Genomic DNA, 21,323 nt, shown 5'->3' with positions numbered 1-21,323 from the left:
AGTGTTTTTGACCTGCTTGTTTCATGAAATCACCGGTCTTCTAGAAAACTGGTGAAAGTCATTTTTTCTAAATCGACTGTTCTTGAGTGGAGAGAAGAGCAACATTTATAAGGTTTCTCAATTTGAGAAATGCCATTGTTGAGCCGCATTTCCTGTTAAATCACCAGCCTCCTAGATCATTGGTTTTGCAAAAAACGAAGCAGTTCATCCGCTTGATTGCCGACGAGCGCGATCAGCTGTTCAAACATGGCGTCGCGCTCGAGGTCAAGTTCAATGATGCGCTTCGCTAGTTCGAGTGCTTGTTTGTCCATGGCGGCGTCCTCCTTCCATGGTGTGGGTGGGATGGAATCGCTCATATTCGCGGCGCAGTTCGGCCATCGTCCACTCTTCGAGCCGCTCGCGGTCGGCGGCTAAGCCGAACTGCATCAGCCGTTCGATGTAAAACTGCTTTTTCTTCCGCACTGCGCTTCGCATCCAAGTTCCCATTCATCTCCCTCCCTGTTTTTACCTTTACGATATCATCTTTTTCTTCAGTCTACAGCGAACGTGTTAAGCTCATTTACAGGAAATTTAAAAAATATGTTAATTTTATTTACAAAAGTTAGCGAAGAATCGTTATTTTTTGTATAATTACGTTAGAAAAAGTAACGTACTGAGGTGAGGAAAATGGTTGCTCATCCGCAAGAGGATCATTACAAATATAAAAAAGTCATTTCGATCGGTGTCGTCAGCGAACTGACCGGGCTGTCGCAGCGACAAATTCGTTATTACGAGGAACGGAAGCTTGTGTTCCCTGACCGTTCCAAAGGAATTCGCAAATATTCGTTCGCCGATGTGGAACAGTTGATGAGAATCGCCAACCAACGCGAGGAAGGTGTATCGACTTGGGAAATCCGCCAGGAGATGACGAAAGAGCTGCGCGAGCGGATGTTAAAAGGGCAAATGAATGCGCATTTTCGGATGCGTTCCTGAAAGGTTGTTTCGCATACAGAAGACCGCTAGGCTGCATGCCGGTGTGGTGCAACCAGCAGCGTTGCCGACTGGGGATAATGGGCAGAGAGATCCATAGGTATTTGCGCGCATAGCAAGTCTGTGCGCGCTGTTTTTTTGGCTGCACGATTAAAGGGCGGAAATTAAAAATATTAATCTTTTTCATTAAATGACTAGACAAATAAAATTAAATGTATATAATTTAAATTGAAAACGATATCATTTGTTTAACTAAATGCAAAGGGGAGGAATGAACGATGAAGCGGATTTTGCTGGCGTGCAGTTCTGGGATGTCGACAAGCTTGTTAGTGATGAAAATGCAGGAGTACGCCAAATCCATCGGTGAGGAGGCAGAAATTTGGGCGGTCGGCCAAGATCAGGCGAAAAAAGAGATGGCCAAAGCCGATGTCGTCCTTATTGGTCCACAAATGAGCTTCTTGAAAGAGGAATTGCAAAAAGAAGCGCAAAAATACGGGATTCAAGTTGATGTCATTGACATGGTGGCTTACGGAATGGCGGATGGCAAAAAAGTTTACGAGCAGGCATTAAAATTGATGGAGGACAAGTGAGATGGAAAAAATCGATCTCAGTCAACTGACGAATGAACAAGTTGCTTTCCAGTTGATTTTGCATAGCGGCAATGCTCGCAGCAAAATCGTCCAAGCCATCCGCGAATATCGGGCGGGCCAAACTAGGGAGGCGGAACGGCTGATCCAAGAAGCAGAACAAGATTTAAGCGTCGCCCACGATGTTCATTTTCAGCTCATTCAAAAAGAAGCGGGCGGAGAAGAAACAAATCTTACGTTGCTTCTTATGCATGCGGAAGACCATGTCATGTCAACGCTGGCGATGAAAGAAATTGTAAAAGAAATGCTTGCGCTGTTGAAAGAACGAAATCTATAAAAGGGGGGCTGCTTGATGAGCCAAACATTATTTGAAAAATTAAGCAAAGTGCTCGTTCCGATCGCAGGAAAGTTGAACAATAGCCGTTATTTGCAAGTGTTGCGCGACGCGTTTATGTTGGCGTTTCCGTTGACGATTTTCGGTTCGATCGCGGTCGTCATCGCCAACTTGCCGTTTTTGGACAAGGTGATGAGTGAAAACAGCCTCAATACGCTCAAAGAGATGCTCGGTGTTGCACCAAATGCAACAATGGGCGTGATGACGATTTTCGTCGTGTTTGGCATTGGCTACTATTTATCGAAAAGTTATGAAGTCGAAGGGATTTTCGGCGGTGCGATCGCTTTAGCTTCTTTTCTCTTGTTGACGCCATTCGTTTTGCAGGTTGAAGGGAAAGAGGCTGTGCAAGGAGTCATCCCACTCGACCGCCTAGGGGCGAAAGGGATGTTTCTTGGCATGATTACCGCATTTGTCGCTGGGGAAATTTACCGGAAGATTGTGCAAAAAAATATTACAATCAAAATGCCGGCCGGGGTGCCGCCGGCGGTTGCGAAGTCGTTTGCGGCGTTGATTCCGGCGGTGGTCACCCTGACCTTCTTCCTCGTCGTCAATATCATTGTAACACAAATTTTTAAAACAAACATGCATGATGTCATTTACAACGCAGTGCAGGCTCCGCTTATTGGGCTGGGAAGCGGCATTGTTCCAACGCTCATCGCGATTTTTGTCACGCAAATTTTATGGTTTTTTGGCCTCCACGGGCAAATCATCATCAACTCGGTGATGGATCCGATTTGGAACACACTGTCGCTCGAAAACTTAAATGCGTATACGAAAACGGGGGAAGTTCCGCATGTCGTCAGCAAACAGTTCATTGAAATTTACACGGTTGGCATGGGCGGAACGGGAATGACGCTTGCTGTCATTTTTGCCATCTTGCTCTTTATGAAGAGCAAGCAAATGAAGCAGGTGGCCAAGCTCGGGCTCGGACCGGGAATCTTTAACGTCAATGAGCCGATTATTTTCGGTTTGCCGGTCGTGATGAATCCGCTCGTCATCGTCCCGTGGATTTTGGCGCCGATGGTCGTCACGTTGGTGACGTATTTGGCGATGTCCTCAGGCCTTGTGCCGCCGCCCAACGGTGTAGCAGTGCCATGGACGGTGCCGATTTTCATCAACGGCATTATGGCGACGAACTCGCTGGCCGGCGGATTGCTGCAAGTGGTCAACTTCTTGATTGTGCTTGTCATTTGGTTCCCGTTCTTAAAATTCATTGACCGGATGAACTTGCAAAAGGAGAGAGAAGAGGAACAAGCCGCCACGAAAAGCGCATCATAACGATACAGCAAACGGGGTGAATCACGATGGAACAACAATCGAAGCAACCAATCACCTATCGCTTCCCTGCCGGATTTTGGTGGGGAAGTGCGACATCCGCGACGCAAATCGAAGGAGCGGCAAACGAAGGCGGGAAAGGGAAAAACATTTGGGATCATTGGTATGAACAAGAGCCTCATCGCTTTTTTCATGGCGTCGGCCCAGAGGTGACATCCGATTTTTATCATCGCTACAAAGAGGATATTGCTTTAATGAAGGAGATCGGCCATAATTCATTTCGGTTTTCTATTTCATGGTCGCGTTTGATTCCGGACGGGGCCGGTGAGGTCAATCCAGAGGCGGTGCGGTTTTACAACGCGGTCATCGATGAATTGCTGGCAAACGGGATCGAGCCGTTTGTGAATGTATACCATTTTGATATGCCGCTGGCGATGCAAAACATGGGGGGATGGGAGAATCGCCAAGTTGTCAATGCTTATGCCCGCTATGCAAGCCTTTGTTTTCGACTGTTTGGCGATCGGGTGAAAAAATGGTTTACGCACAATGAACCCATTGTCCCCGTAGAAGGCGGGTATTTGTATGATTTCCACTATCCGAATGTAGTTGACTTTCGCCGCGCCGTGCAGGTGGCTTACCATACGATGATCGCCCATGCCAAAGCGGTTGCCGCCTTCCGCAAAGCAGCGATACCGGGCGGAAAGATCGGCATTATTTTGAATTTAACGCCGTCTTATCCGCGCAGCCAACATCCGGCTGATGTGAAAGCGGCGCATATTGCTGATTTGTTGTTTAACCGCAGCTTCCTCGATCCCGCGGTGAAAGGAGAGTACCCGCAAGATTTGATTGAGCTGTTGGCTGAACACGGCTTTTTGCCAGTGACGGAAGCGGGTGATCGCGAACTCATCAAAGAAAATACGATTGATTTGCTTGGCATCAACTACTATCAGCCGCGCCGCGTCAAGGCGAAAGAATATATGCCCAATCCGGATGCCCCGTTTTTGCCGGAACGGTTCTTCGATTATTATGCCATGCCGGGGCGGAAAATGAACCCGTATCGCGGTTGGGAGATTTATGAAAAAGGCATTTATGATATTTTAATCAATATCAAGGAAAACTATGGAAACATTGAGTGCTTTATTTCCGAAAACGGCATGGGCGTCGAAGGGGAAGAACGGTTCCGTGATGAAAACGGCATGATTCATGACGATTATCGGATTGAATTCATTCGCGAGCATTTAAAATGGGTGCATCGCGCCATCGAAGAAGGAGCCAATGTGAAAGGCTATCACCTTTGGACGTTCATGGACAACTGGTCGTGGACCAATGCCTATAAAAACCGGTACGGATTGGTCGCTGTTGACCTGGACAATCATTTGAAACGGACGATCAAAAAGAGCGGCTACTGGTTGAAAACAGTGGCGGAAAACAATGGATTTTAAGTGAAAGAAAAGGCGTCCCGGGCAGCGGGGCGCTTTTTGTCGGTCGGGAAAACAGGACGGCGAGGCGAGAGCAGTGAAGGAGAAAGCCACATTGGCTATTGTACAACCAGATGATTGTTCGTACAATGAAAATAAGACAAATGGCGAGGGATGAAAACGATGCCGAAATATGAGCAAATTTCTAACGAAATACGTAGACGAATTAAAGAGGGAGTGTATTCCCCAGATGAGCCGATTCCTGATGAAATCTCGCTCGCCGAGGAGTTTGGCTGCAGCCGGATGACCGTGAAACGAGCGCTTGATGTGCTCGTATCCGAAGGGCTGTTGTATCGAAAGCGCGGCCATGGCACGTTTATTGTCAAATCGGCCATGCTTGACGGGCTTGTCAACGTTGTCAGCAACGAAACACTTGGCTTGACGAGTTTATTGAAGGGGCGAAAGGTGACAAGCAAAATCATTACGTTCGAAGTATTGTTTCCATCCGATGAAGTAGCGGCCCATTTGTGCATCGACATGAACACACCGGTGTACCACTTAATCCGGCTGCGCAATGTCGATGGGGAGCCGTACGTCATTGAACGGACGTATATGCCCGTCCATTTGATTCCAGGACTCAATGAAACGGTGCTTCATGGTTCGATTTATCGTTACATCACTCAGGAGCTCGGCTTAACGATTGCGGGGTCGCACCGAAAGATCCGCGCGGATAAGCCGAATGAGCTTGATCGTCAATACTTGCAATGCGCGCCCGACGATCCGGTGTTGGAATTGGAGCAGGTTGGTTTTTTGAACAATGGAGAGCCGTTCGAATATTCGTTTTCTCGCCATCGGTATGACAAGTTCGTATTTGTCACCGTCAGCACCCGCCGCTAAATGGCGCCTGTCTCATGTGAGCGTGAAGGCAGGCGCGTTTTGTTGTTCATGGCGTTCTTTTCGCTCTAAACGCCTTGCGATGCAAGAAGCAAATCTCCCTTCAAGGCACGTTTTCTCCTAGTATCTCAAGAAACCGCTGCGGCGCTTGATCAGCCGGAACGGCGGCTAAAAACCGCTCGTACAGGGCAAGCGCTGGGTCGGTGGCCGAAAGGGCGCGATGGTATTCATCGACCCTGGCAAGGCAGCGGGCAAGCGCCGGCGAACGGAGGACGGAGACAATGGCTTCCGACAGCGACGGCAGCGACCGCCAATGGCGGAAATCGAAAATAAGCCCGTCGTTGCATAAGAGGCGGAAGTTCATTTCCTCTTGTCCCGGCAACATGGCGTAAATGAATGCCGGTTTTCGCTTGCGGAGGCATTCACTTAGGGTGACACCGCCCGGCTTCGTGAGCACAAAATCGACCTCATCATAAAGGGCGCTCATTGCCTTGGGAGATGTAATATAACGGAGAGGGAGAAGGCGCGGATGGTTTTTCTTCCTCAACCGCTCATATAGCTGTTCGTTTGTGCCGCATAACACAAAGTAGTCGACCGGATCATTCGGTGCGATTTTACGCAACAGCTGTTCCCAACCACCAAGGCCGAGGCTGCCGCCGCAAATGAGGCCGGTGTAGCGGGAGCGCACGGGCAGCGGCGCTGGCGGTGGAGCGGTGAACACCGGGTGAACCGGAATGCCGGTGACGACAATTCTCTCGCTCGGAACCCCTGTTTCCAACAAAGTGGTCTTCATGGCTGGATGGCCGATAAAATGGACATCAATGGCCGTTTTCCCCCATAAGTTATGGACAAAATAATCCGTATACACGTTGACGATGGGAACGTCGATGTCTCCGCGCTGCTTAAGAAAGTCGAGCAAATATGAGGGAAACGCATGTGTACAAATGATCAACGCCGGCTTGAGGCTGTCGATAATCTGTTTCAGATGACCGGCAAACAGCCATTCGTAAGGAGGGAACGCCGACGGTTTTCGTTTGGGGCGCAAAACAAAACGGTGGTACACTGCGCTGTACGCTTTCGGTGCGTGGCGAATGCAGCGCAAATAAAGGCGGGAAATCCACTGTTCTTTGGCGCCGAGCCGCGAGGAGAGCAATTCGATTTTTTCGCACTTCACGGTGCGGTCGATCGACCGCAGCCCTTCCGCCAGCGCCTCAGCAGCCCGATGATGGCCGGACGGAAGCTGAAGAAGCGGAAGAAAAAGCACGGTTTTCATTATGATCACAACCTACGCGCAAATTTGGAGTTCGATTTCAGTATGCGCGGCCACCCATCGGTTATACGGCAGCCTTTTTCTCCTTTTTTCCCCATTTATAAGGCGCTGTTTGCTATTCCATAATGTAAATGGGCAAAAATAATGAAAAAGAAAGGATGCCGCTAAATGAAGGACAAAGCAATGCAATGGCTGCTTTCCGCTTGGGGGGTCATTGATCCGATTTATTACGCCTGCTCCCGGCTCGAATACGCCGGCGAGGCGGCGGACGGGCGCCGGTCGATTTTCCGTGTCCGTCCGCTTCAATATAAGGGGGAGACGATCCGTCTTTCGGATGGAACAACGATTGCGGCCAACGATTGGCTGTTGAAGATTCATCTTCATAATGTCCGTCTGCTTCGTGAACTAATGCAGTATCGGAGTGATATTCAAAAAGGACGTTATATTTTTGAACAGGTGAAGACAGGACTGCCGTATGTTGCTTATCATCTTTACGATGTTAAACAAAGGATGCGAACGGCTCGGATTTGAAACAGTAGATATTGCCAATCCGCTGTACCGTTGGTTCAAGACAGCGTCACTTCTGCCGCTTATGGCCGTGGCGAAGTCTCGCGTGTCGCCGCTTAGCCGGCCGCCGAAATATTTGTTGATGTCGAAGGGAAAATTGTTTTCGTTGTACGGCTGCCATCTCATCCACTAACTCCCTCTTTCTTCTCTCCTCTATTTCACTATAATGGGTATCGAGGGAGGAGAGAAGACGATGACATTCTTTTTTGTCATTCTTGCATTCTTGTTATTGCTTGCTTTGGCCATTCGCAAAGCCCACCGCAATACGTACGAAGCGGTTTTGCATAAAGTCCAAGTTGGCAGTTCAGAGGATGGAGACGGAGTCATTCGGATTTTGCAGCTGTCTGACTTGCATCTGGAAAAACTGTCGATTTCCCCAAATGATTTATACGAAAAGTTGAAAGAAGAACTGATTGATTTGATCGCGTTAACCGGCGACTTTCTGGATCGCGAGGAAAGCATCGCCAAACTCGGCCCGTATTTGACGGCGTTGAAACAGTTAAATCCGACATATGGCATGTACGCCGTGTTTGGCAACCACGATTACGTGCTGCAAGGCGAGTCGTTCGAGCGCCTGAAAGCGACGCTTGAGGCGCACGGCTGCGTCGTCTTGCAAAACGAGACGAAAACGATCACCGTCAACGGCCAAACGGTCAATATCATCGGCATCGATGACTTTTACACAGGGCGCAGCGACATCGAAAAGGCGTACGCCGGCGTGAGAGACGGCATCAACCTCGTGTTGACGCATGATCCGGACATCGTTCCGCATATGAAAGACTATCATTTTGACTACTTGTTGTCCGGCCATTTCCACGGCGGGCAAATTCATTGGCCGAAGCCGTACCATTTGGCGAAAATGAGCAAAACGCTCACCGAGCGGAACATGATCAAAGGCTATCATGAGTGGGATGGAAAACCGTTTTATATTAACGAAGGGCTTGGGCAAACCGGGGTGAACATTCGGATCGGCTCAAAGCCGGAAGTGACGCTCCACTTGTTGGCGCTGCCTTCGGTAACGCGAAGCAGGACGGTCAAAGCTGTCTAATCGGCAGCTTTTTATTTTTTTGTGGGAAAGCGGTTTCGTAGACGCGTGCCATTATGCGCCGCGTTTTTTTTGTGTGTGGACTCGTCTCCCAGTTTGTTAGGGAAGATCAATGGCCGATTGCATAGAAAAGGAAAACAATCGCCATACTTTTTAAAGAAAGGAGTGAATGCCCAATGGAACCGTCGTGGAAAGCTCTCTTGCCGTTTTTAGTCGTCATCCCGATTTCGATTTGGACGAAGCAAGTCATCCCCGGGTTGTTTGTCGGGCTTTTGGTCGGCAGTTATCTCATGACGCCGTCCTTGCTCGGCGGGCTTCGGACGATGCTTCATTACGTCGTCGACAACTTGATGCAGACGAACAACATTCGCATCATTATTTTCTTGTATGTGTTCGCCGGTCTTGTCAGCATGATCAAATACACCGGCGGAATTAAAGGATTCGTCCATCTCGTCAGCAAAAAAGTCAAATCGGCAAAAACCGCCATGATGCTGACGTGGATTTCGACGATGGTCACGTTCAGCGATCCCGATTTTCGCATCGTCACCGTCGCGCCGATCATGAAGGCGCTGCGCAAACGGCTTGGGCTGTCGTCCCAGCAAATCGGCTTCGCCATTGAGGTGACGTCCAACCCGGTCGTCGCACTCATCCCAATCGCCACCGCGTTTGTCGGCTATATGGTGTCGGTCATCGACAAGGCGCTCGATACGGCTGGCATCGGCGTTGAGCCGTACATCGTGTACGTCCGAAGCATTCCGTTCAACTTTTTCTCGTATGCCATTATTGCTGTCGGGCTCTACTACAGTTTTTTTGTCTACTCGCGCAAAAAACAAGCGGCGGCAAGCGAAGCGCGGCAAGAGATGCCGATTCAACGCTGGAACGAGCGGCTGGAGCTCGAAATGGCGGAGGAACAGCGGCTGGATGGCGGCGAGCCGAACGAGGCGCAAGGGGAAGAAGGAGACGCGATGCAGACATGCCCGCGCGCCTATCAAAAAGAAACGCCGGTCAAGCCGTGGAATTTGATCGTTCCGCTTTCCATCGTGCTTGTGTTGACGCTGTTTTTAAGCTGGTGGGACGGCCACCGGGGGGCAAGGACGTTTTGGGAGGCGTTTTTGCAGAGCGATGCGCTCGGGGCGATGTTGGAGGCGCTTTTGTTTACCGTTATCATTACGGTCGCTTTCTTCCTTTGGCAACGATTTAAATTGAACGATTTGTTGACTCATTTTGTCAAAGGCGGCAATGAGCTCATTTCCGTCATTTTAATGCTGGCGCTCATTTGGGCGCTGTCGGCTGTGGCTGAGGACTTAGGGTTTTCGCAATACATTACGGGCCACGTCAAACAATGGATTCCACCGTTTTTTGTCGCCCCGATTTTGTTTTTGCTTGGCGCCGTCATCTCCTATTTTATCGGCTCGTCGTGGGGGACATGGGGGATGTTGATGCCGCTTGGCGTGACGCTTGCGAGCCAGTCGGGGACGAATATTTTGCCGGTCATCGGCGCCGTGTTTGCGAGCGGGACGTTCGGAGCGTTCGCCTCGCCGCTCAGCGACAATACGGTCACGCTGTGCACCATTTTGGATTTGCCGGTGATGGAATACGCGCGCACGAAGTTGATCCCATCGTTGATCGCCGCCGGCATCGCCGCCGTTTTGTTCGGCGCTACGTCATTTCTTTTGCATTAGCGCCGTTGCCGTCCTCCCCTCTTTCCATGGTAAACTAAAAGAAAAAAGGAAGAGAGGGGAACGGCGATGGGGGAGGCGGAACGGCAGCTTGACGAGCTCAGCCAATGGCAGGCGGAAGATGCGGCGGAACAGCTGGAGCAGCTGAACGAGCGGCTTGCCGCAGAGGACGCGTATTATCGCGCTGACGAGGACGAACGGGCGCGCGAACGGTATTACCGCCATCTGCCGCTTGAAGGGGATGGATTGACGTTGTTTGTCCGCTGCCATGAGCTGGTGGCGCGCACCCATAAGCGGCGGCTGCCGTATTTTTTCAGCAAGGACGAATATTTGTACACATGGGTCGACTTGCACCCCGACGGAACGGTGCGGAGCCTGTACTCCGGCGAGCGAAAAGATCCGAAAACGTTGATCGTCCAAGATGTGGAAACGATGAAGCGGCGCTATGAAGAGTTTCGCCAACTGTTGAAAAAAACGAAGCATGGATTGGGCGATGTGCGCGAGCGGGTGAAAACGATCGAGCAGCAATGGAAATTCAATGCCGAACATGTCGTGCCGCAGTCGTGGTTTGGCGCCCGCGAACCGATGAAAGGTGATTTGCATCACTTATTCGTTTGCCAGCCGGAGTGCAATACGATGCGGTCAAATTTTCCGTACGCTGATTTTCCGTTTTACAATCCGGAAGATCCCGACGAGCAAATCCAAAACCGTTGCGGCGTCGTTCATAATGGCTATTTCGAGCCGGAATACGGCAAAGGGACGGCTGCAAGGGCGATGCTGTATTTTTTGCTTCGCTACCCGAAGGCGATCGCTAAGTCGTTTCGGCGCAAAATCGATATTCCGCTCCTTGTCCGTTGGCACGAACAATTTCCGCCGACGGTGTATGAACATCATCGCAACAGCGCGATTTTTTTCATCCAAGGCAACCGCAATCCGTTCATCGATTTCCCTGAACTGGCCGGGCGGATGGTGTTTCCGTTCGAAGGAACGTCGTGAAAAGAGTTTGAAGGCGGATGTTTGTCCTTCGAAAGATGGAACCGATGGGTACGTGGTTCCCATCTTTTTTTGTTATAATTAAGTTTAGTAAGGAAGGCGGAGGGATGTCATAATAGAAAAACGGATGAGTGCCGAAGAAGTTTTGGAAGCCATTCAAAAGATGAGCAACAAGGAACGGTGGAAATTGCTTGACAAAATGTACGATTTGTATTTTTCCAAAGAGCACCTGATCGCCAAAGAGAAGCTAGACCGCTTGCGGGAGGATGAGTATGAGTTATGAGGGGAGGGGTATGGACGTGAAAAAGCTGTCAGCGGTTCGCTTCGGGAGACAGCTTTTTCATCGCTTCTAGACAAAGCGTGAGAGAAGTCAAGCGGAAATCGTCTTTTCATTGGCTGCTTCTCGGTCCGCCTGCTTGCGGAAGTATGTCGCAACGATCGGACCGGAAATATTGTGCCAGACGCTGAAAATGGCGCTTGGGACAGCGGCGAGCGGCGAAAAGTGGGCGGTCGCCAGCGCTGCGCCGAGGCCGGAATTTTACATACCGATTTTTGAAAAGTTCAACTAATATAACCAGATTGAGAAAAAATCATGCCAACGCATTCTAATTGTGAAAAAAATCACTCCCTTTTTTGTTCGTTGTGCTATGATAAAAGCAGGAGTTGAGAAAAAGAATCATTATTGTCCCGCGTATCGGACGGACAGAAAAATAGGAGGAACACACGATGGTGCTGACCGATTTGCATAAAGGGGAAACGGCGGTCGTTGTCCGTTTGGCTGTTGAACATGAGGCGTTGAAGCAGCGTCTTCTTCACCTTGGTTTAAAAGAAGGGAAAGCGGTGCGGCTGAAAACAGCGATGCCGTTTGGCGGGCCGGTGATGATCGAAGTCGATGGGCAGGCGATCGGTTTGCGGCGCAAAGAGGCGTCATCGATCGAGGTGAAATAAATGTCCTACATCGCTTTATTTGGCAATCCGAATACCGGAAAAACGTCACTGTTTAACTGTTTGACCGGCTCTTATGAATATGTCGGCAACTGGAGCGGGGTGACGGTCGAGAAAAAAGTCGGGGTGCTCCGCCAGCATGGCGTGCCGGTCGTCGACTTGCCCGGCGTGTATTCGCTCCAGCCGCTTTCGCGCGACGAAGGGGTGGCGACCGACTTTTTATTGACTGAACCGTGCTCAGCGATTGTCAATATCGTTGACGCGTCGCAGCTGCGTCGCAATTTGCATTTGACCGTCCAGTTGTTGGAATTTGGCCGTCCCCTTGTCATCGCGTTAAACATGGTCGATGTGGCGGAAAAACGGGGCGTGAAAGTGGACGCCGCCAAGCTGTCGAAGTATCTTGGCGTTCCTGTTATCCCGGTCATCGCCCGAACCGGAAAAGGAACGAACGAATTGGTTCGCGCCGTTTTGGCGGCAAAAGACAAGCCTCACCCCTCTATCATCATCGATTACGGCGTCGAGGTGGAGAACGCCATCCGGTGCATCGCTGAGCAGCTGCCGGACGATGTGCCAGGGGACAAACGTTGGGTGGCGTTGCAGTTCCTTGAAGGAAATGAGCGCATGGCTGCGTATTTGCGCGGTCGTTTGGACTTGGCTCCGCTTTTGGCGATCCGCGCCGACACTGAACGGACGCTTGGCGGCCCGTTGGCGAAGTTGATTTATGAAACGCGCGACCGCTGGATCAGTGAGGCGATCGCCATAGCGGCCATCGAGCTCGAAACCAAGCCGCTCACGCTGACGGAAAAAATCGACGCCATCGTGACGAATCGCTATGTCGGGCTGCCGATTTTTTTAGTGTTGATGTATATTGTGTTTATGCTCACGTTTAACTGGCTTGGGACGCCGCTTGCCGACCAGCTTGATGCTTTTTTCTCGGGGCCGCTTGCGGACTGGCTGTCGCGCTTGCTCGATGGAGTGGGGGCGTCGCCGTTTATCAAGGCGCTCGTTTTGGACGGGATTGTCGCTGGGGTCGGCGGGGTTCTGGTGTTTGTTCCGCAAATTTTCATTTTGTTCTTTTTCATCTCGCTTCTCGAAGACTCCGGGTACATGGCGCGCGTGGCGATGGTGATGGACCGGGTGATGGAAGCGATCGGGTTAAACGGAAAGGCGTTCATCCCGATGATCATCGGCTTTGGCTGCAACGTTCCCGGGGTGATGGCGGCGCGCACAATCGAGCAGCCGAAAGAACGACTGTTGACGATTTTGCTGTTGCCGTTTATGTCGTGTTCCGCCCGCCTGCCGGTGTACGCCTTGTTTGCCGGAACGTTTTTCGCCCGCGAGCAGGCGCTTGTCGTGTTTTCGCTTTACGTGCTTGGCATCGCGGTGGCGCTCGGGCTCGCCAAGTTGTTCTCATCGACGCTCTTGAAAAACGAAGATTCGCTGTTTGTCATTGAGCTGCCGCCATATCGCGTTCCGCAGGCGCTCACGTTATGGCGCAGCACATGGGATAAAGGGAAAGGATTCATCCGCAAAGCCGGGACGTTTATTTTCGGCGGTTCGGTCGCCATTTGGCTGTTGACGTATATCGGGCCGCATGGGGTTGGCGTTGCCATGGATGACAGTTTTCTCGCTGCCATTGGCGGCTTCCTCGCTCCGCTGCTTGCCCCGCTCGGCTTTGGCGCTTGGCAGGCCGGCGCGGCCTTGATCACCGGCTTTTTAGCGAAAGAAGTCGTCGTGTCAACGATGAATATTATTTACCATGTCCATGAGGCGAACGGGCTGAAGCAGGTGATCGCCTCCCATTTCACGCCGCTGTCGGCGTTCAGCTTTATGGTGTTCGTCTTGCTATATACGCCATGCCTAGCGACGGTGGCGGCGATTCGCAAAGAAACCGGGTCGCGGAAATGGACGCTGTTGTCAATCGGCTGCGCGTTGACGGTTGCTTATGTCATTTCGTTGATCGTCTATCAGTTTGGACATATGCTTGGTTATCAATGAAAGGGGAGAGAATCGATGATCGCCAATCTCGTGATCGGCGGAGCGATTTTTGTCTACGCTGGCTGGGCGCTTGCCCGTCACGTGAAAAAAAGCGCCAAAGGCGCATGTGCGTCGTGCCATGCGGCTGACCATTGCCGAGGCAGCTGCGGGGCAGAGCGGTAATGAAGAGCGAACGGATTCCTGACGATGACAGGAATCCGTTTTTATCATTTTCCGACGGAAGACTTTCATGTTGTGCAGGGCATAGCCAAAAAATAAGCGGGGGACACAAGCAGCGAGCCGTTTCAACGAATCGACCGTTTAACCGTAATTTCAAAAGAAGTCGCTCACTTCGAAGCGAAGCGTAGGTGGTGGGAGTATGTCGCGGGGATGCTCTTTTTCATAATGCGATGGATACAAATCGCGCTGCTTTTGTCGTTTCCTGTTTAAGAAGAATGACGAAAATGAGAATAATTGAACGAGACTCGACAAAATTTGTTTGCAGTTAGGACGAACGGACTATTTACACGAGATGAAAAAAACGGTAAAAATAGAAGTGAGGACAGCGGTTTAGAAAACATAGAAAATTCTGTTTACGAGGGGACAGCATCATGGTTTATGATGGAATCATCTTGTCGCTGTTGATCGGCTGGTTTCGCGGCGGCAGCCTGAAGGGTTTGGCCAATATGAAATTGCGCGGCGGGTGGTTGTTTCCGTTGCTTCTCGCGGTGCAGTTTGCGGTCTTTTTCCTGCAAGAGCGAGTCGCGTGGATCGCGAAAATGAGCAACGGCATTTTCCTTCTCGTCTACATCATCGGGCTCGCGTTTTTATGGCTCAACCGCCATCAGCCGGGGTTTCCAGTCATCTTCGCCGGCGTCTTGCTCAACTTTATCGTCATGGCTTTAAACGGCGGACGGATGCCGGTGTCGATCGAAGCCGCCCAATTTCTCGGCCGCGAATACATCGAAGCGTTGAAAGCCGGTATGTACGGCAAGCATCAGGCGATCACATCTGAGACGCTCTTGCCGTTTCTCGGCGACATCATTCCGCTGTCCCCGCCGTACCCGCGCCGGCAAGTCATCAGCATCGGCGACGTTGTGATGAACGTAGGGGCGTTCTTGTTCATCCAGCATCTCATGCTCAGCGCACCGCGGCATGGGGCAGATGATGCTGAGAAAGGAACAACGGCCGCTCCTGCGAATCAATAAAATATCAATATTAAGGGGGAAAAGGACATGAAAGTCAAAGTAAAACAAGTGTTGATCAATTTGTTTATCCTTGGTTCGGTGGTTGTGGCGTTGACGTCGGGGTACAGAATTGGAGGTTAAAACTTCCAATTTCTTTTTCTTTTGGTTCATCACCAAAAGATGTACTCGACTTTTAAAGACAAGCATGATAGTAATGTTTCTTGAGATAAATGGTATAAGAAGGAATAAGGGTATTTTGATTTTCTTTTTCTTTATCATGAATGTCTTTCTTTAGTCAAGTACATTTTGTGGTGAAGAGCCTTTCTTTTTGATTTTATAAAGAAAATTCTTGAATACTCTAAACGAGAGTGGTTATAACAATGAATTTGAAAATAAAATGGCAAGGAAAGGTATATTTAACTTTAATTACTTTGATTAGCTTGATTATATTTTGGATTGAAGATGTCTTTGTTACTCAATCTCTTCGGGATTGGGTTTTCATTTATTTGTTAGTTGCTTCTGTCCTATTGTTGAGTTATTTTTCAATTCATCTTCCACCAAAAGATAATTCGTTTTCAATGGATTCATCTATTTACTTAGCTACTATGTTTTTATATGGAATTAATATTGCTTTGAAAGTTTTATCTATTAGCATTTTTGTAGAATTGTTGTACAAGAGAAAAATGGCATGGTGGAAGCATTTATTTAATTTTTCTATGTATTCTTTGATGATTGCCGGAGCATACTATTCTTTTTTATTTTTGGGGGGGGCGTATTGGTGAAATCAGGAAGGATAATTTGATTCCCTATACAGTTAGTTTATTAGTATATTTTTTTATAAATATTGTTTTAATATTTATGTTCTTTATTTATTTGGAACGTGTATATAAGGGGACATTTAACCTAGGTGTTTTATTGGAATCAGTGATCGGTTACTCAGTGACACTATTGTTATCTCTAGTTTTAGCAATTTTATTAGATAGGGAGCAATACTTTGGATTATTTTTATTTACTGTATTAGTGATTATTTTATCGGTAACTTTCCGTAGATTTTTACATTTATACCAACTAGTTTCTGATCGCGCCAACAAAGACCACTTAACCGGCCTATACAACCACGGCTTCTTTAAAGAAGCGCTCAAGGAGCAGTTTTCCGACTGCAAGATGTTGAAGCAACCGCTGACGTTGGCGTTTCTTGACCTGGATGACTTTAAAAAATACAACGACCGGAACGGCCATTTGCAAGGAGATCGTTTGTTGACGTTTTTTGGTAAAATGCTGCAAAAAGCGGTGGAAGGGACGAACTTCACGGTCGCCCGCTATGGCGGAGAAGAGTTTGCCATTTTAATGCCCAACACGACGAAAGAAGACGCGTACGCGTTTTTAAACCGGCTGCGCAAAGAAGTGAACGATACATATTTCGAAGGCGTCGAGCATATTCCGTATCGTTGCTTGTCGTTTTCGTGCGGCATCGCCGAGATGGAAAAAGATATGTACGAAAGCGACGAATTGATCCATCGGGCCGATCAGGCGCTGTATTACGCGAAGGCGCAAGGAAAAAACAACGTGCAACTGTACGATAAGCATAATATATGTCTCGATGAAATTAAATTTAAACAAGATTTGGAAGCGCTCGAGCAGCAAGTGAAATTTTTTCTTTCCAAAGATGTCTATACATATCGCCATAGCAAACGGGTGTTTAAATATGCGTTGGAGTTTGGCAGCCGCCTTGATGAGTTGACCGATCATGAGCGGCAGACGCTCATTTTAGGGGCGCTCATCCATGATATTGGCAAAATCGAAGTGCCGCGCGATATTTTAAATAAGCGGGGAAAGTTGGAGAAACATGAATGGGAGATCATCAAAAAGCACGTGACGTGGGGGCGCGAGATTGTGGCGGCGGAGAAGCGGTTTGATGATTTGCTTCCGCTTGTCGAGCTGCACCACGAACGATATGATGGGAAAGGGTATCCGTACGGGCTGAAAGGGGAAGAAATCCCGAAACTGGCCCGCATTTTGTGTATTATCGACTCGTTTGATGCCATGACAACCGAGCGGCCGTACCAGCCGACGAAAACGTTTGATGAGGCGCTTGAAGAAATCGAACGTTGCGCAGGAACGCAGTTTGATCCGGTCTATGCGGCGAAGTTTATTGCGTTTGTGCGAGAGCACTATTTGCCGCTTGCCGAGATGCAACAACTGAATTAAGCGCAGGGAGAACACTTGCCGATGGCAAGTGTTTTTTCATGCCTTGCCTTTCTGAAATGAAAGGTTTCGATCGTTTTTCATTTTTAATTTGATAGTTATTGATTGAAAATAAATGATTTTGATTGATTTTTTCTTTGCTTTGGCGTATGATAGGGGTGTAAGCGATATCGTCGATGATTGGAGGTGGGAACGTGCTGACGGAAGAACGCCACCGCCTCATTTTGGACCTGTTGGCGCAAAAAGGGGTTGTCAAGCTGCAAGAGCTCGTTGACGCGACCGGGGCGTCGGAGTCGACGATTCGCCGCGATTTGACGCAGCTTGAAAACGAAAAGAAACTGCGCCGTGTGCACGGCGGGGCGGCCTTGTTGCAGCAGAAACGCGAAGAGCTAAGCGTATTGGAAAAATCGCTGAAATATATCGAAGAAAAGCGGCGGATCGCCGCGCATGCGGCCAGTTTGGTGCAAAAAGGCAACTGCATCTATTTGGATGCGGGGACGACAACGTGGGAAATGATTCCGCATTTGGCTGACAAAGAGGTCATCGTTGTCACGAACGGCGTGATGCACCTCGAGCGGTTGCTTGAGCACAACGTGACGACGTATTTGATCGGCGGCATGATCAAGCCGAAAACGAAGGCGTTGATCGGGCGCGGCGCCATCGAGTCGCTGCGGCAGTACCGCTTTGACCAATGCTTCATCGGCGCCAACGGCGTTCATTACGACTACGGTTATACGACGCCGGACCCGGAAGAAGCGCTAGTGAAATATACAGCGATGCAGCTGGCGCAACGTGCGTATGTGCTCGCTGACCATTCGAAGTTGAATGAAAGCGCGTTCGCGAAAATTGCTGATTTGCACGAAGCGGTGCTGATCACCGATGAATTGGATGAAGAGTGGAAAGATTTGTATCGAACAAAAACAACAGTAGAGGTTGTGGCTCCGTGATTTACACATGCACTTTGAATCCATCTGTTGATTATATCGTTCACCTCGATGAACTGCATGTAGGCGAACTGAATCGTTCGGTGAAAACGTTCACATTCCCGGGTGGGAAAGGGATCAACGTATCGCGTGTGTTGAAGCGCTTGGGTGTTGACAGTACGGCGCTTGGGTTCATCGGCGGGTTTACCGGCGGGTTCATTGAAAGCGAGCTTCGGAACGAAGGCATTGCCTGCGATTTTGTTCATGTCCTGGGGCAAACGCGCATTAACGTCAAACTCAAAGCCGGACGGGAGACGGAAATTAACGGCGAAGGCCCGATGATTGCCAATGACGATGCGGCGCAATTGATGGAGAAAATCGGAGCGCTTTCAGCCGAAGATGTGCTTGTGCTCGCCGGCAGCGCGCCGATGTCGCTGTCGGTGGACGTGTACGAGCAACTGGCGGCTGAGGCGGTGAAACGGCGCGTTCGTCTTGTCGTCGATACGAGTGGTCCGGCGCTTGAGGCGCTGCTTGCTTGCCGGCCGTTTCTGGCCAAGCCGAACCACCATGAGCTTGCCGAACTGTTTGGCGCTGCTGCGCTGACGAAAGAAGAAATCATCCCCTATGGCCGCCGGTTGGTCGAAAGAGGAGTGGAACATGTCATTGTCTCGATGGGCGGAGCGGGAGCGTTTTACTTCGGCCAGGAAGCGGTGCTGTGCGCCGAGGCGCCAAAAGGAACGGTGAAAAATTCCGTCGGGGCGGGCGATTCGATGGTCGCCGGATTTTTGGCCGCCTGGGCGAACGGAACGTCCATTGAGGAAGCGTTCGCTTACAGTGTTGCCGCCGGAAGCGCGACTGCGTTTTCGGAAGACTTATGCACGAAAGAGGAAGTGGAAGCGCTCGTTGAACGCGTCCGTGTCGTGCGTTTATAGGTAGAAATAGGAAGCGTCAAAAGTTCTATGAAAACTTCACACGGCTCATCCCATTGAGCATTGCGGGGCATTCCCGGAGCCGAATTCGTCCTTGACCAACCCCCGAAAAGGGGCGCCAAGGGCGACGGGATCAAAATAAAGGGGGGACGTATAGATGAACGTCACTGATTTGTTAACAAAGGAAACGATTATTCTTGAACTTCGGGCAAAGACAAAAGAGGAAGTGATTGAAGAGTTGGCCGCGAAACTCGCCGAGGCGGGAGCGGTCAGCGATGTTGAGGCGTTCAAACGGGCGATTTGGGCGCGTGAAAAACAAAGCACGACCGGCGTTGGAGATGGCATCGCCATTCCGCATGCGAAAACGGCGGCGGTCAAGCGCCCGGCGGTGGCGTTTGGCCGTTCGGCTGCCGGCATTGATTACGAGTCGCTGGATGGCAAGCCAAGCCATTTGTTTTTCATGATCGCGGCCCCGGAAGGCGGGGAACAGACGCATTTGCAGGCATTGGCGAAACTATCGTCGCTGTTGATGGATGCCTCGTTCCGCGCCCGGTTGGAAAATGCTTCGGACGAAGAGGAGATCCTCCGTTTGTTCAAAGAGAAAGAGGACAAAGAGGAAGCGCCGTCGCCGCAAGGCGCGTCATCCGGCGGCGGACGGAAAGTGCTGGCGGTGACCGCTTGTCCGACAGGAATCGCTCATACGTATATGGCCGCTGATGCGCTGAAAGCGAAAGCGGCGGAAATGGGCGTATCCATCAAAGTCGAGACAAACGGTTCCGATGGGGTGAAAAATGCCCTGACGGCGCAGGAGATTAAAGAAGCAACGGCGATTATTGTCGCGGCGGATAAGCAAGTTGAAATGGACCGTTTTGACGGCAAACATGTCATTCAAGTGCCGGTTGCTCAGGCGATCCGCCAGCCGGAAAAACTGATTGAGCAGGCGCTGCGCCAAGACGCGCCGATTTATCGGGCCAGTGGCGTTTCACAGGGCAGCGTTGGAGCGGCGAAACCGCGCATTGGTTTTTACAAGCATTTGATGAACGGTGTGTCGAATATGCTTCCGTTTGTCGTCGGCGGCGGGATTTTGATCGCGCTTTCCTTCACGTTTGGCATTAAGGCGTTTGATCCGAAAGATCCGTCGTACCATCCGTTTGCCAAACTGTTAATGGACATTGGCGGCGGCAATGCGTTCGCTTTAATGGTTCCCGTGCTGGCCGCATTTATCGCGATGAGCATTGCTGACCGGCCGGGGTTTGCGCCAGGGATGGTCGGCGGCTTTATGGCGGCGAACGGCGGAGCCGGCTTTTTGGGCGGGTTGATCGCCGGCTTTTTGGCTGGGTATTTGGTCGTCGGGCTGCGGAAACTATTCAGCCGCTTGCCGCAGTCGCTTGAAGGCATTAAACCCATGCTGTTGTATCCGTTGTTTGGCATTTTCCTTACCGGAGTCATTATGATGTACATTGTCATCGACCCAGTCAAAGCGTTGAACGAAGGGCTGAAACATTGGCTCGAAGGCATGGGAACCGCAAACTTAGTGCTGCTTGGCGCGGTGTTGGGCGGCATGATGGCAGTCGATATGGGCGGACCGATCAACAAAGCGGCGTATACGTTTGGGCTGGCAATGATTGAAGCCGGCAACTTTGCGCCGCATGCGGCGATTATGGCTGGCGGGATGGTGCCGCCGCTTGGATTGGCGCTGGCGACGACGTTCTTTAAAAAGAAATTCACGAAAGCCGAGCGGGAAGCGGGAAAAACGTGCTACATCATGGGCGCTTCGTTCATTACCGAGGGAGCGATTCCGTTTGCCGCGGCTGATCCTGTGCGGGTGATTCCGTCCATTATCGTCGGTTCGGCTGTCGCTGGCGCGTTGACGATGTTGTTCCATATCGGTTTGCCGGCGCCGCACGGTGGGATTTTTGTCATCCCGATCGTCAAAGGCAGCGCATGGCTTTACCTTCTTGCGATTTTGATCGGCTCGATCGTGACAGCGCTGATGGTCGGCCTATGGAAAAAAGAAGTGGAAGAATAGAAGAAAAGGCGTTTCGCCAAGGGCGGAGCGCCTTTTT

At 50.3% G+C, this 21,323-nt stretch carries 20 protein-coding genes and 3 pseudogenes; 19 read left to right on the top strand and 4 right to left on the bottom strand.

Annotation, left to right across the window (positions count from 1 at the left end):
- Window positions 1-176 precede the first annotated feature (176 nt).
- Together ykzB and GJ1_RS17570 are read right to left on the bottom strand one after the other, a co-directional pair.
- Window positions 177-311: a protein YkzB gene (gene ykzB / locus GJ1_RS19225; RefSeq protein ID WP_281176900.1), complete on the bottom strand. Its 135-nt coding sequence runs from the start codon at window positions 309-311 to the stop codon at window positions 177-179.
- Entirely contained in the window at window positions 271-486 is a 216-nt protein-coding gene (locus GJ1_RS17570; RefSeq protein ID WP_083509928.1) for a Fur-regulated basic protein FbpA, read from the bottom strand. The genes ykzB and GJ1_RS17570 overlap by 41 nt, the downstream gene beginning before the upstream one ends.
- Window positions 487-666: 180 nt before the next feature.
- On the opposite strand from GJ1_RS17570, the gene GJ1_RS03500 reads away from it, so the two are divergent.
- The 6 genes from GJ1_RS03500 to GJ1_RS03475 all read left to right on the top strand — a co-directional run bounded on the left by GJ1_RS03500 (window position 667) and on the right by GJ1_RS03475 (window position 5,540).
- The gene (locus GJ1_RS03500; RefSeq protein WP_044731426.1) at window positions 667-972 is read left to right on the top strand and encodes a MerR family transcriptional regulator; all 306 of its coding nucleotides are present in this window, start codon (window positions 667-669) and stop codon (window positions 970-972) included.
- Between the two features lie 275 nt (window positions 973-1,247).
- Window positions 1,248-1,559 carry a PTS sugar transporter subunit IIB gene (locus GJ1_RS03495; RefSeq protein WP_066228535.1) on the top strand — a complete coding sequence of 104 codons (312 nt, stop codon included), beginning with the start codon at window positions 1,248-1,250 and terminating at the stop codon, window positions 1,557-1,559.
- A gap of 1 nt (window position 1,560) precedes the next feature.
- Entirely contained in the window at window positions 1,561-1,893 is a 333-nt protein-coding gene (locus GJ1_RS03490) for a PTS sugar transporter subunit IIA (protein WP_066228531.1), read from the top strand.
- 15 nt (window positions 1,894-1,908) lie between these two features.
- The gene (celB, locus tag GJ1_RS03485; protein WP_066228526.1) at window positions 1,909-3,228 is read left to right on the top strand and encodes a PTS cellobiose transporter subunit IIC; all 1,320 of its coding nucleotides are present in this window, start codon (window positions 1,909-1,911) and stop codon (window positions 3,226-3,228) included.
- A 26-nt stretch (window positions 3,229-3,254) separates the two neighbouring features.
- A complete protein-coding gene (gmuD, locus tag GJ1_RS03480; protein WP_066228523.1) occupies window positions 3,255-4,667 on the top strand; it encodes a 6-phospho-beta-glucosidase GmuD in 1,413 nt (470 codons plus the stop codon).
- A 159-nt stretch (window positions 4,668-4,826) separates the two neighbouring features.
- Window positions 4,827-5,540, top strand: coding sequence for a GntR family transcriptional regulator (locus GJ1_RS03475; protein ID WP_066228520.1), 714 nt, complete (start codon window positions 4,827-4,829; stop codon window positions 5,538-5,540).
- A 100-nt stretch (window positions 5,541-5,640) separates the two neighbouring features.
- On the opposite strand, the gene GJ1_RS03470 is transcribed toward GJ1_RS03475, so the two are convergent.
- On the bottom strand, window positions 5,641-6,810 hold the full coding sequence (locus GJ1_RS03470; protein ID WP_066228516.1) for an MGDG synthase family glycosyltransferase: 1,170 nt from the start codon (window positions 6,808-6,810) through the stop codon (window positions 5,641-5,643).
- Between the two features lie 165 nt (window positions 6,811-6,975).
- On the opposite strand from GJ1_RS03470, the pseudogene GJ1_RS03465 reads away from it, so the two are divergent.
- The 5 genes and pseudogenes from GJ1_RS03465 to GJ1_RS18550 all read left to right on the top strand — a co-directional run bounded on the left by GJ1_RS03465 (window position 6,976) and on the right by GJ1_RS18550 (window position 11,374).
- Window positions 6,976-7,507 (top strand): annotated as a pseudogene (locus tag GJ1_RS03465) (YkoP family protein).
- A 60-nt stretch (window positions 7,508-7,567) separates the two neighbouring features.
- A complete protein-coding gene (locus GJ1_RS03460; protein ID WP_066228514.1) occupies window positions 7,568-8,422 on the top strand; it encodes a metallophosphoesterase in 855 nt (284 codons plus the stop codon).
- Between the two features lie 173 nt (window positions 8,423-8,595).
- Complete coding sequence (locus tag GJ1_RS03455; RefSeq protein ID WP_066228511.1) at window positions 8,596-10,101, top strand: Na+/H+ antiporter NhaC family protein; 1,506 nt, start codon at window positions 8,596-8,598, stop codon at window positions 10,099-10,101.
- A 66-nt stretch (window positions 10,102-10,167) separates the two neighbouring features.
- Window positions 10,168-11,094, top strand: a complete 927-nt coding sequence (locus tag GJ1_RS03450) for an endonuclease I family protein (RefSeq protein WP_066228508.1) — start codon at window positions 10,168-10,170, stop codon at window positions 11,092-11,094.
- A 124-nt stretch (window positions 11,095-11,218) separates the two neighbouring features.
- Window positions 11,219-11,374 carry a hypothetical protein gene (locus tag GJ1_RS18550; protein WP_167346081.1) on the top strand — a complete coding sequence of 52 codons (156 nt, stop codon included), beginning with the start codon at window positions 11,219-11,221 and terminating at the stop codon, window positions 11,372-11,374.
- An 87-nt stretch (window positions 11,375-11,461) separates the two neighbouring features.
- Here GJ1_RS18550 and GJ1_RS18950 read toward each other — a convergent pair.
- Window positions 11,462-11,629, bottom strand: a pseudogene (locus tag GJ1_RS18950) (bile acid:sodium symporter family protein); the annotation flags it as partial.
- A 188-nt stretch (window positions 11,630-11,817) separates the two neighbouring features.
- Here GJ1_RS18950 and GJ1_RS03445 point away from each other — a divergent pair.
- The 8 genes and pseudogenes from GJ1_RS03445 to GJ1_RS03415 all read left to right on the top strand — a co-directional run bounded on the left by GJ1_RS03445 (window position 11,818) and on the right by GJ1_RS03415 (window position 21,286).
- Window positions 11,818-12,039: a FeoA family protein gene (locus GJ1_RS03445; RefSeq protein WP_066228505.1), complete on the top strand. Its 222-nt coding sequence runs from the start codon at window positions 11,818-11,820 to the stop codon at window positions 12,037-12,039.
- On the top strand, window positions 12,040-14,034 hold the full coding sequence (gene feoB, locus GJ1_RS03440) for a ferrous iron transport protein B (RefSeq protein ID WP_066228502.1): 1,995 nt from the start codon (window positions 12,040-12,042) through the stop codon (window positions 14,032-14,034). It begins immediately after the preceding gene.
- Window positions 14,035-14,049: 15 nt separating this feature from the next.
- Window positions 14,050-14,196, top strand: a complete 147-nt coding sequence (locus GJ1_RS17560) for a FeoB-associated Cys-rich membrane protein (RefSeq protein ID WP_075261721.1) — start codon at window positions 14,050-14,052, stop codon at window positions 14,194-14,196.
- A gap of 428 nt (window positions 14,197-14,624) precedes the next feature.
- The gene (locus GJ1_RS03435) at window positions 14,625-15,221 is read left to right on the top strand and encodes a DUF5317 domain-containing protein (RefSeq protein ID WP_066228499.1); all 597 of its coding nucleotides are present in this window, start codon (window positions 14,625-14,627) and stop codon (window positions 15,219-15,221) included.
- Window positions 15,222-15,580: 359 nt separating this feature from the next.
- A pseudogene (locus tag GJ1_RS03430) lies at window positions 15,581-17,408 on the top strand (bifunctional diguanylate cyclase/phosphohydrolase).
- A gap of 191 nt (window positions 17,409-17,599) precedes the next feature.
- Window positions 17,600-18,352, top strand: a complete 753-nt coding sequence (locus tag GJ1_RS03425; protein WP_066228542.1) for a DeoR/GlpR family DNA-binding transcription regulator — start codon at window positions 17,600-17,602, stop codon at window positions 18,350-18,352.
- Window positions 18,349-19,260, top strand: coding sequence for a 1-phosphofructokinase (gene pfkB / locus GJ1_RS03420; RefSeq protein ID WP_066228497.1), 912 nt, complete (start codon window positions 18,349-18,351; stop codon window positions 19,258-19,260). Before GJ1_RS03425 ends, pfkB begins: the two co-directional genes overlap by 4 nt.
- A gap of 154 nt (window positions 19,261-19,414) precedes the next feature.
- On the top strand, window positions 19,415-21,286 hold the full coding sequence (locus GJ1_RS03415; RefSeq protein WP_066228495.1) for a PTS fructose transporter subunit IIABC: 1,872 nt from the start codon (window positions 19,415-19,417) through the stop codon (window positions 21,284-21,286).
- Window positions 21,287-21,323 lie beyond the last annotated feature (37 nt).

Origin of the sequence: Geobacillus jurassicus NBRC 107829, assembly GCF_001544315.1 — a bacterium.
In the GTDB taxonomy this organism is placed as follows: domain Bacteria; phylum Bacillota; class Bacilli; order Bacillales; family Anoxybacillaceae; genus Geobacillus; species Geobacillus jurassicus.
Note: the sequence above shows the minus strand (reverse complement) of the source record. Positions and strands in the feature narration are given on the sequence as shown.

Coding starts and splice junctions, on each gene's coding strand:
- GJ1_RS03490 (WP_066228531.1), top strand. CDS start 1,561: ATGGAAAAAATCGATCTCAGTCAACTGACGAATGAACAAGTTGCTTTC.
- GJ1_RS03450 (WP_066228508.1), top strand. CDS start 10,168: ATGGGGGAGGCGGAACGGCAGCTTGACGAGCTCAGCCAATGGCAGGCG.
- GJ1_RS03500 (WP_044731426.1), top strand. CDS start 667: ATGGTTGCTCATCCGCAAGAGGATCATTACAAATATAAAAAAGTCATT.
- gmuD (WP_066228523.1), top strand. CDS start 3,255: ATGGAACAACAATCGAAGCAACCAATCACCTATCGCTTCCCTGCCGGA.
- GJ1_RS03495 (WP_066228535.1), top strand. CDS start 1,248: ATGAAGCGGATTTTGCTGGCGTGCAGTTCTGGGATGTCGACAAGCTTG.
- GJ1_RS03460 (WP_066228514.1), top strand. CDS start 7,568: ATGACATTCTTTTTTGTCATTCTTGCATTCTTGTTATTGCTTGCTTTG.
- GJ1_RS03470 (WP_066228516.1), bottom strand. CDS start 6,810: ATGAAAACCGTGCTTTTTCTTCCGCTTCTTCAGCTTCCGTCCGGCCAT.
- feoB (WP_066228502.1), top strand. CDS start 12,040: ATGTCCTACATCGCTTTATTTGGCAATCCGAATACCGGAAAAACGTCA.
- GJ1_RS03455 (WP_066228511.1), top strand. CDS start 8,596: ATGGAACCGTCGTGGAAAGCTCTCTTGCCGTTTTTAGTCGTCATCCCG.
- GJ1_RS17570 (WP_083509928.1), bottom strand. CDS start 486: ATGGGAACTTGGATGCGAAGCGCAGTGCGGAAGAAAAAGCAGTTTTAC.
- GJ1_RS03475 (WP_066228520.1), top strand. CDS start 4,827: ATGCCGAAATATGAGCAAATTTCTAACGAAATACGTAGACGAATTAAA.
- GJ1_RS03435 (WP_066228499.1), top strand. CDS start 14,625: ATGGTTTATGATGGAATCATCTTGTCGCTGTTGATCGGCTGGTTTCGC.
- GJ1_RS17560 (WP_075261721.1), top strand. CDS start 14,050: ATGATCGCCAATCTCGTGATCGGCGGAGCGATTTTTGTCTACGCTGGC.
- GJ1_RS18550 (WP_167346081.1), top strand. CDS start 11,219: ATGAGTGCCGAAGAAGTTTTGGAAGCCATTCAAAAGATGAGCAACAAG.
- celB (WP_066228526.1), top strand. CDS start 1,909: ATGAGCCAAACATTATTTGAAAAATTAAGCAAAGTGCTCGTTCCGATC.
- GJ1_RS03415 (WP_066228495.1), top strand. CDS start 19,415: ATGAACGTCACTGATTTGTTAACAAAGGAAACGATTATTCTTGAACTT.
- GJ1_RS03445 (WP_066228505.1), top strand. CDS start 11,818: ATGGTGCTGACCGATTTGCATAAAGGGGAAACGGCGGTCGTTGTCCGT.
- ykzB (WP_281176900.1), bottom strand. CDS start 311: ATGGACAAACAAGCACTCGAACTAGCGAAGCGCATCATTGAACTTGAC.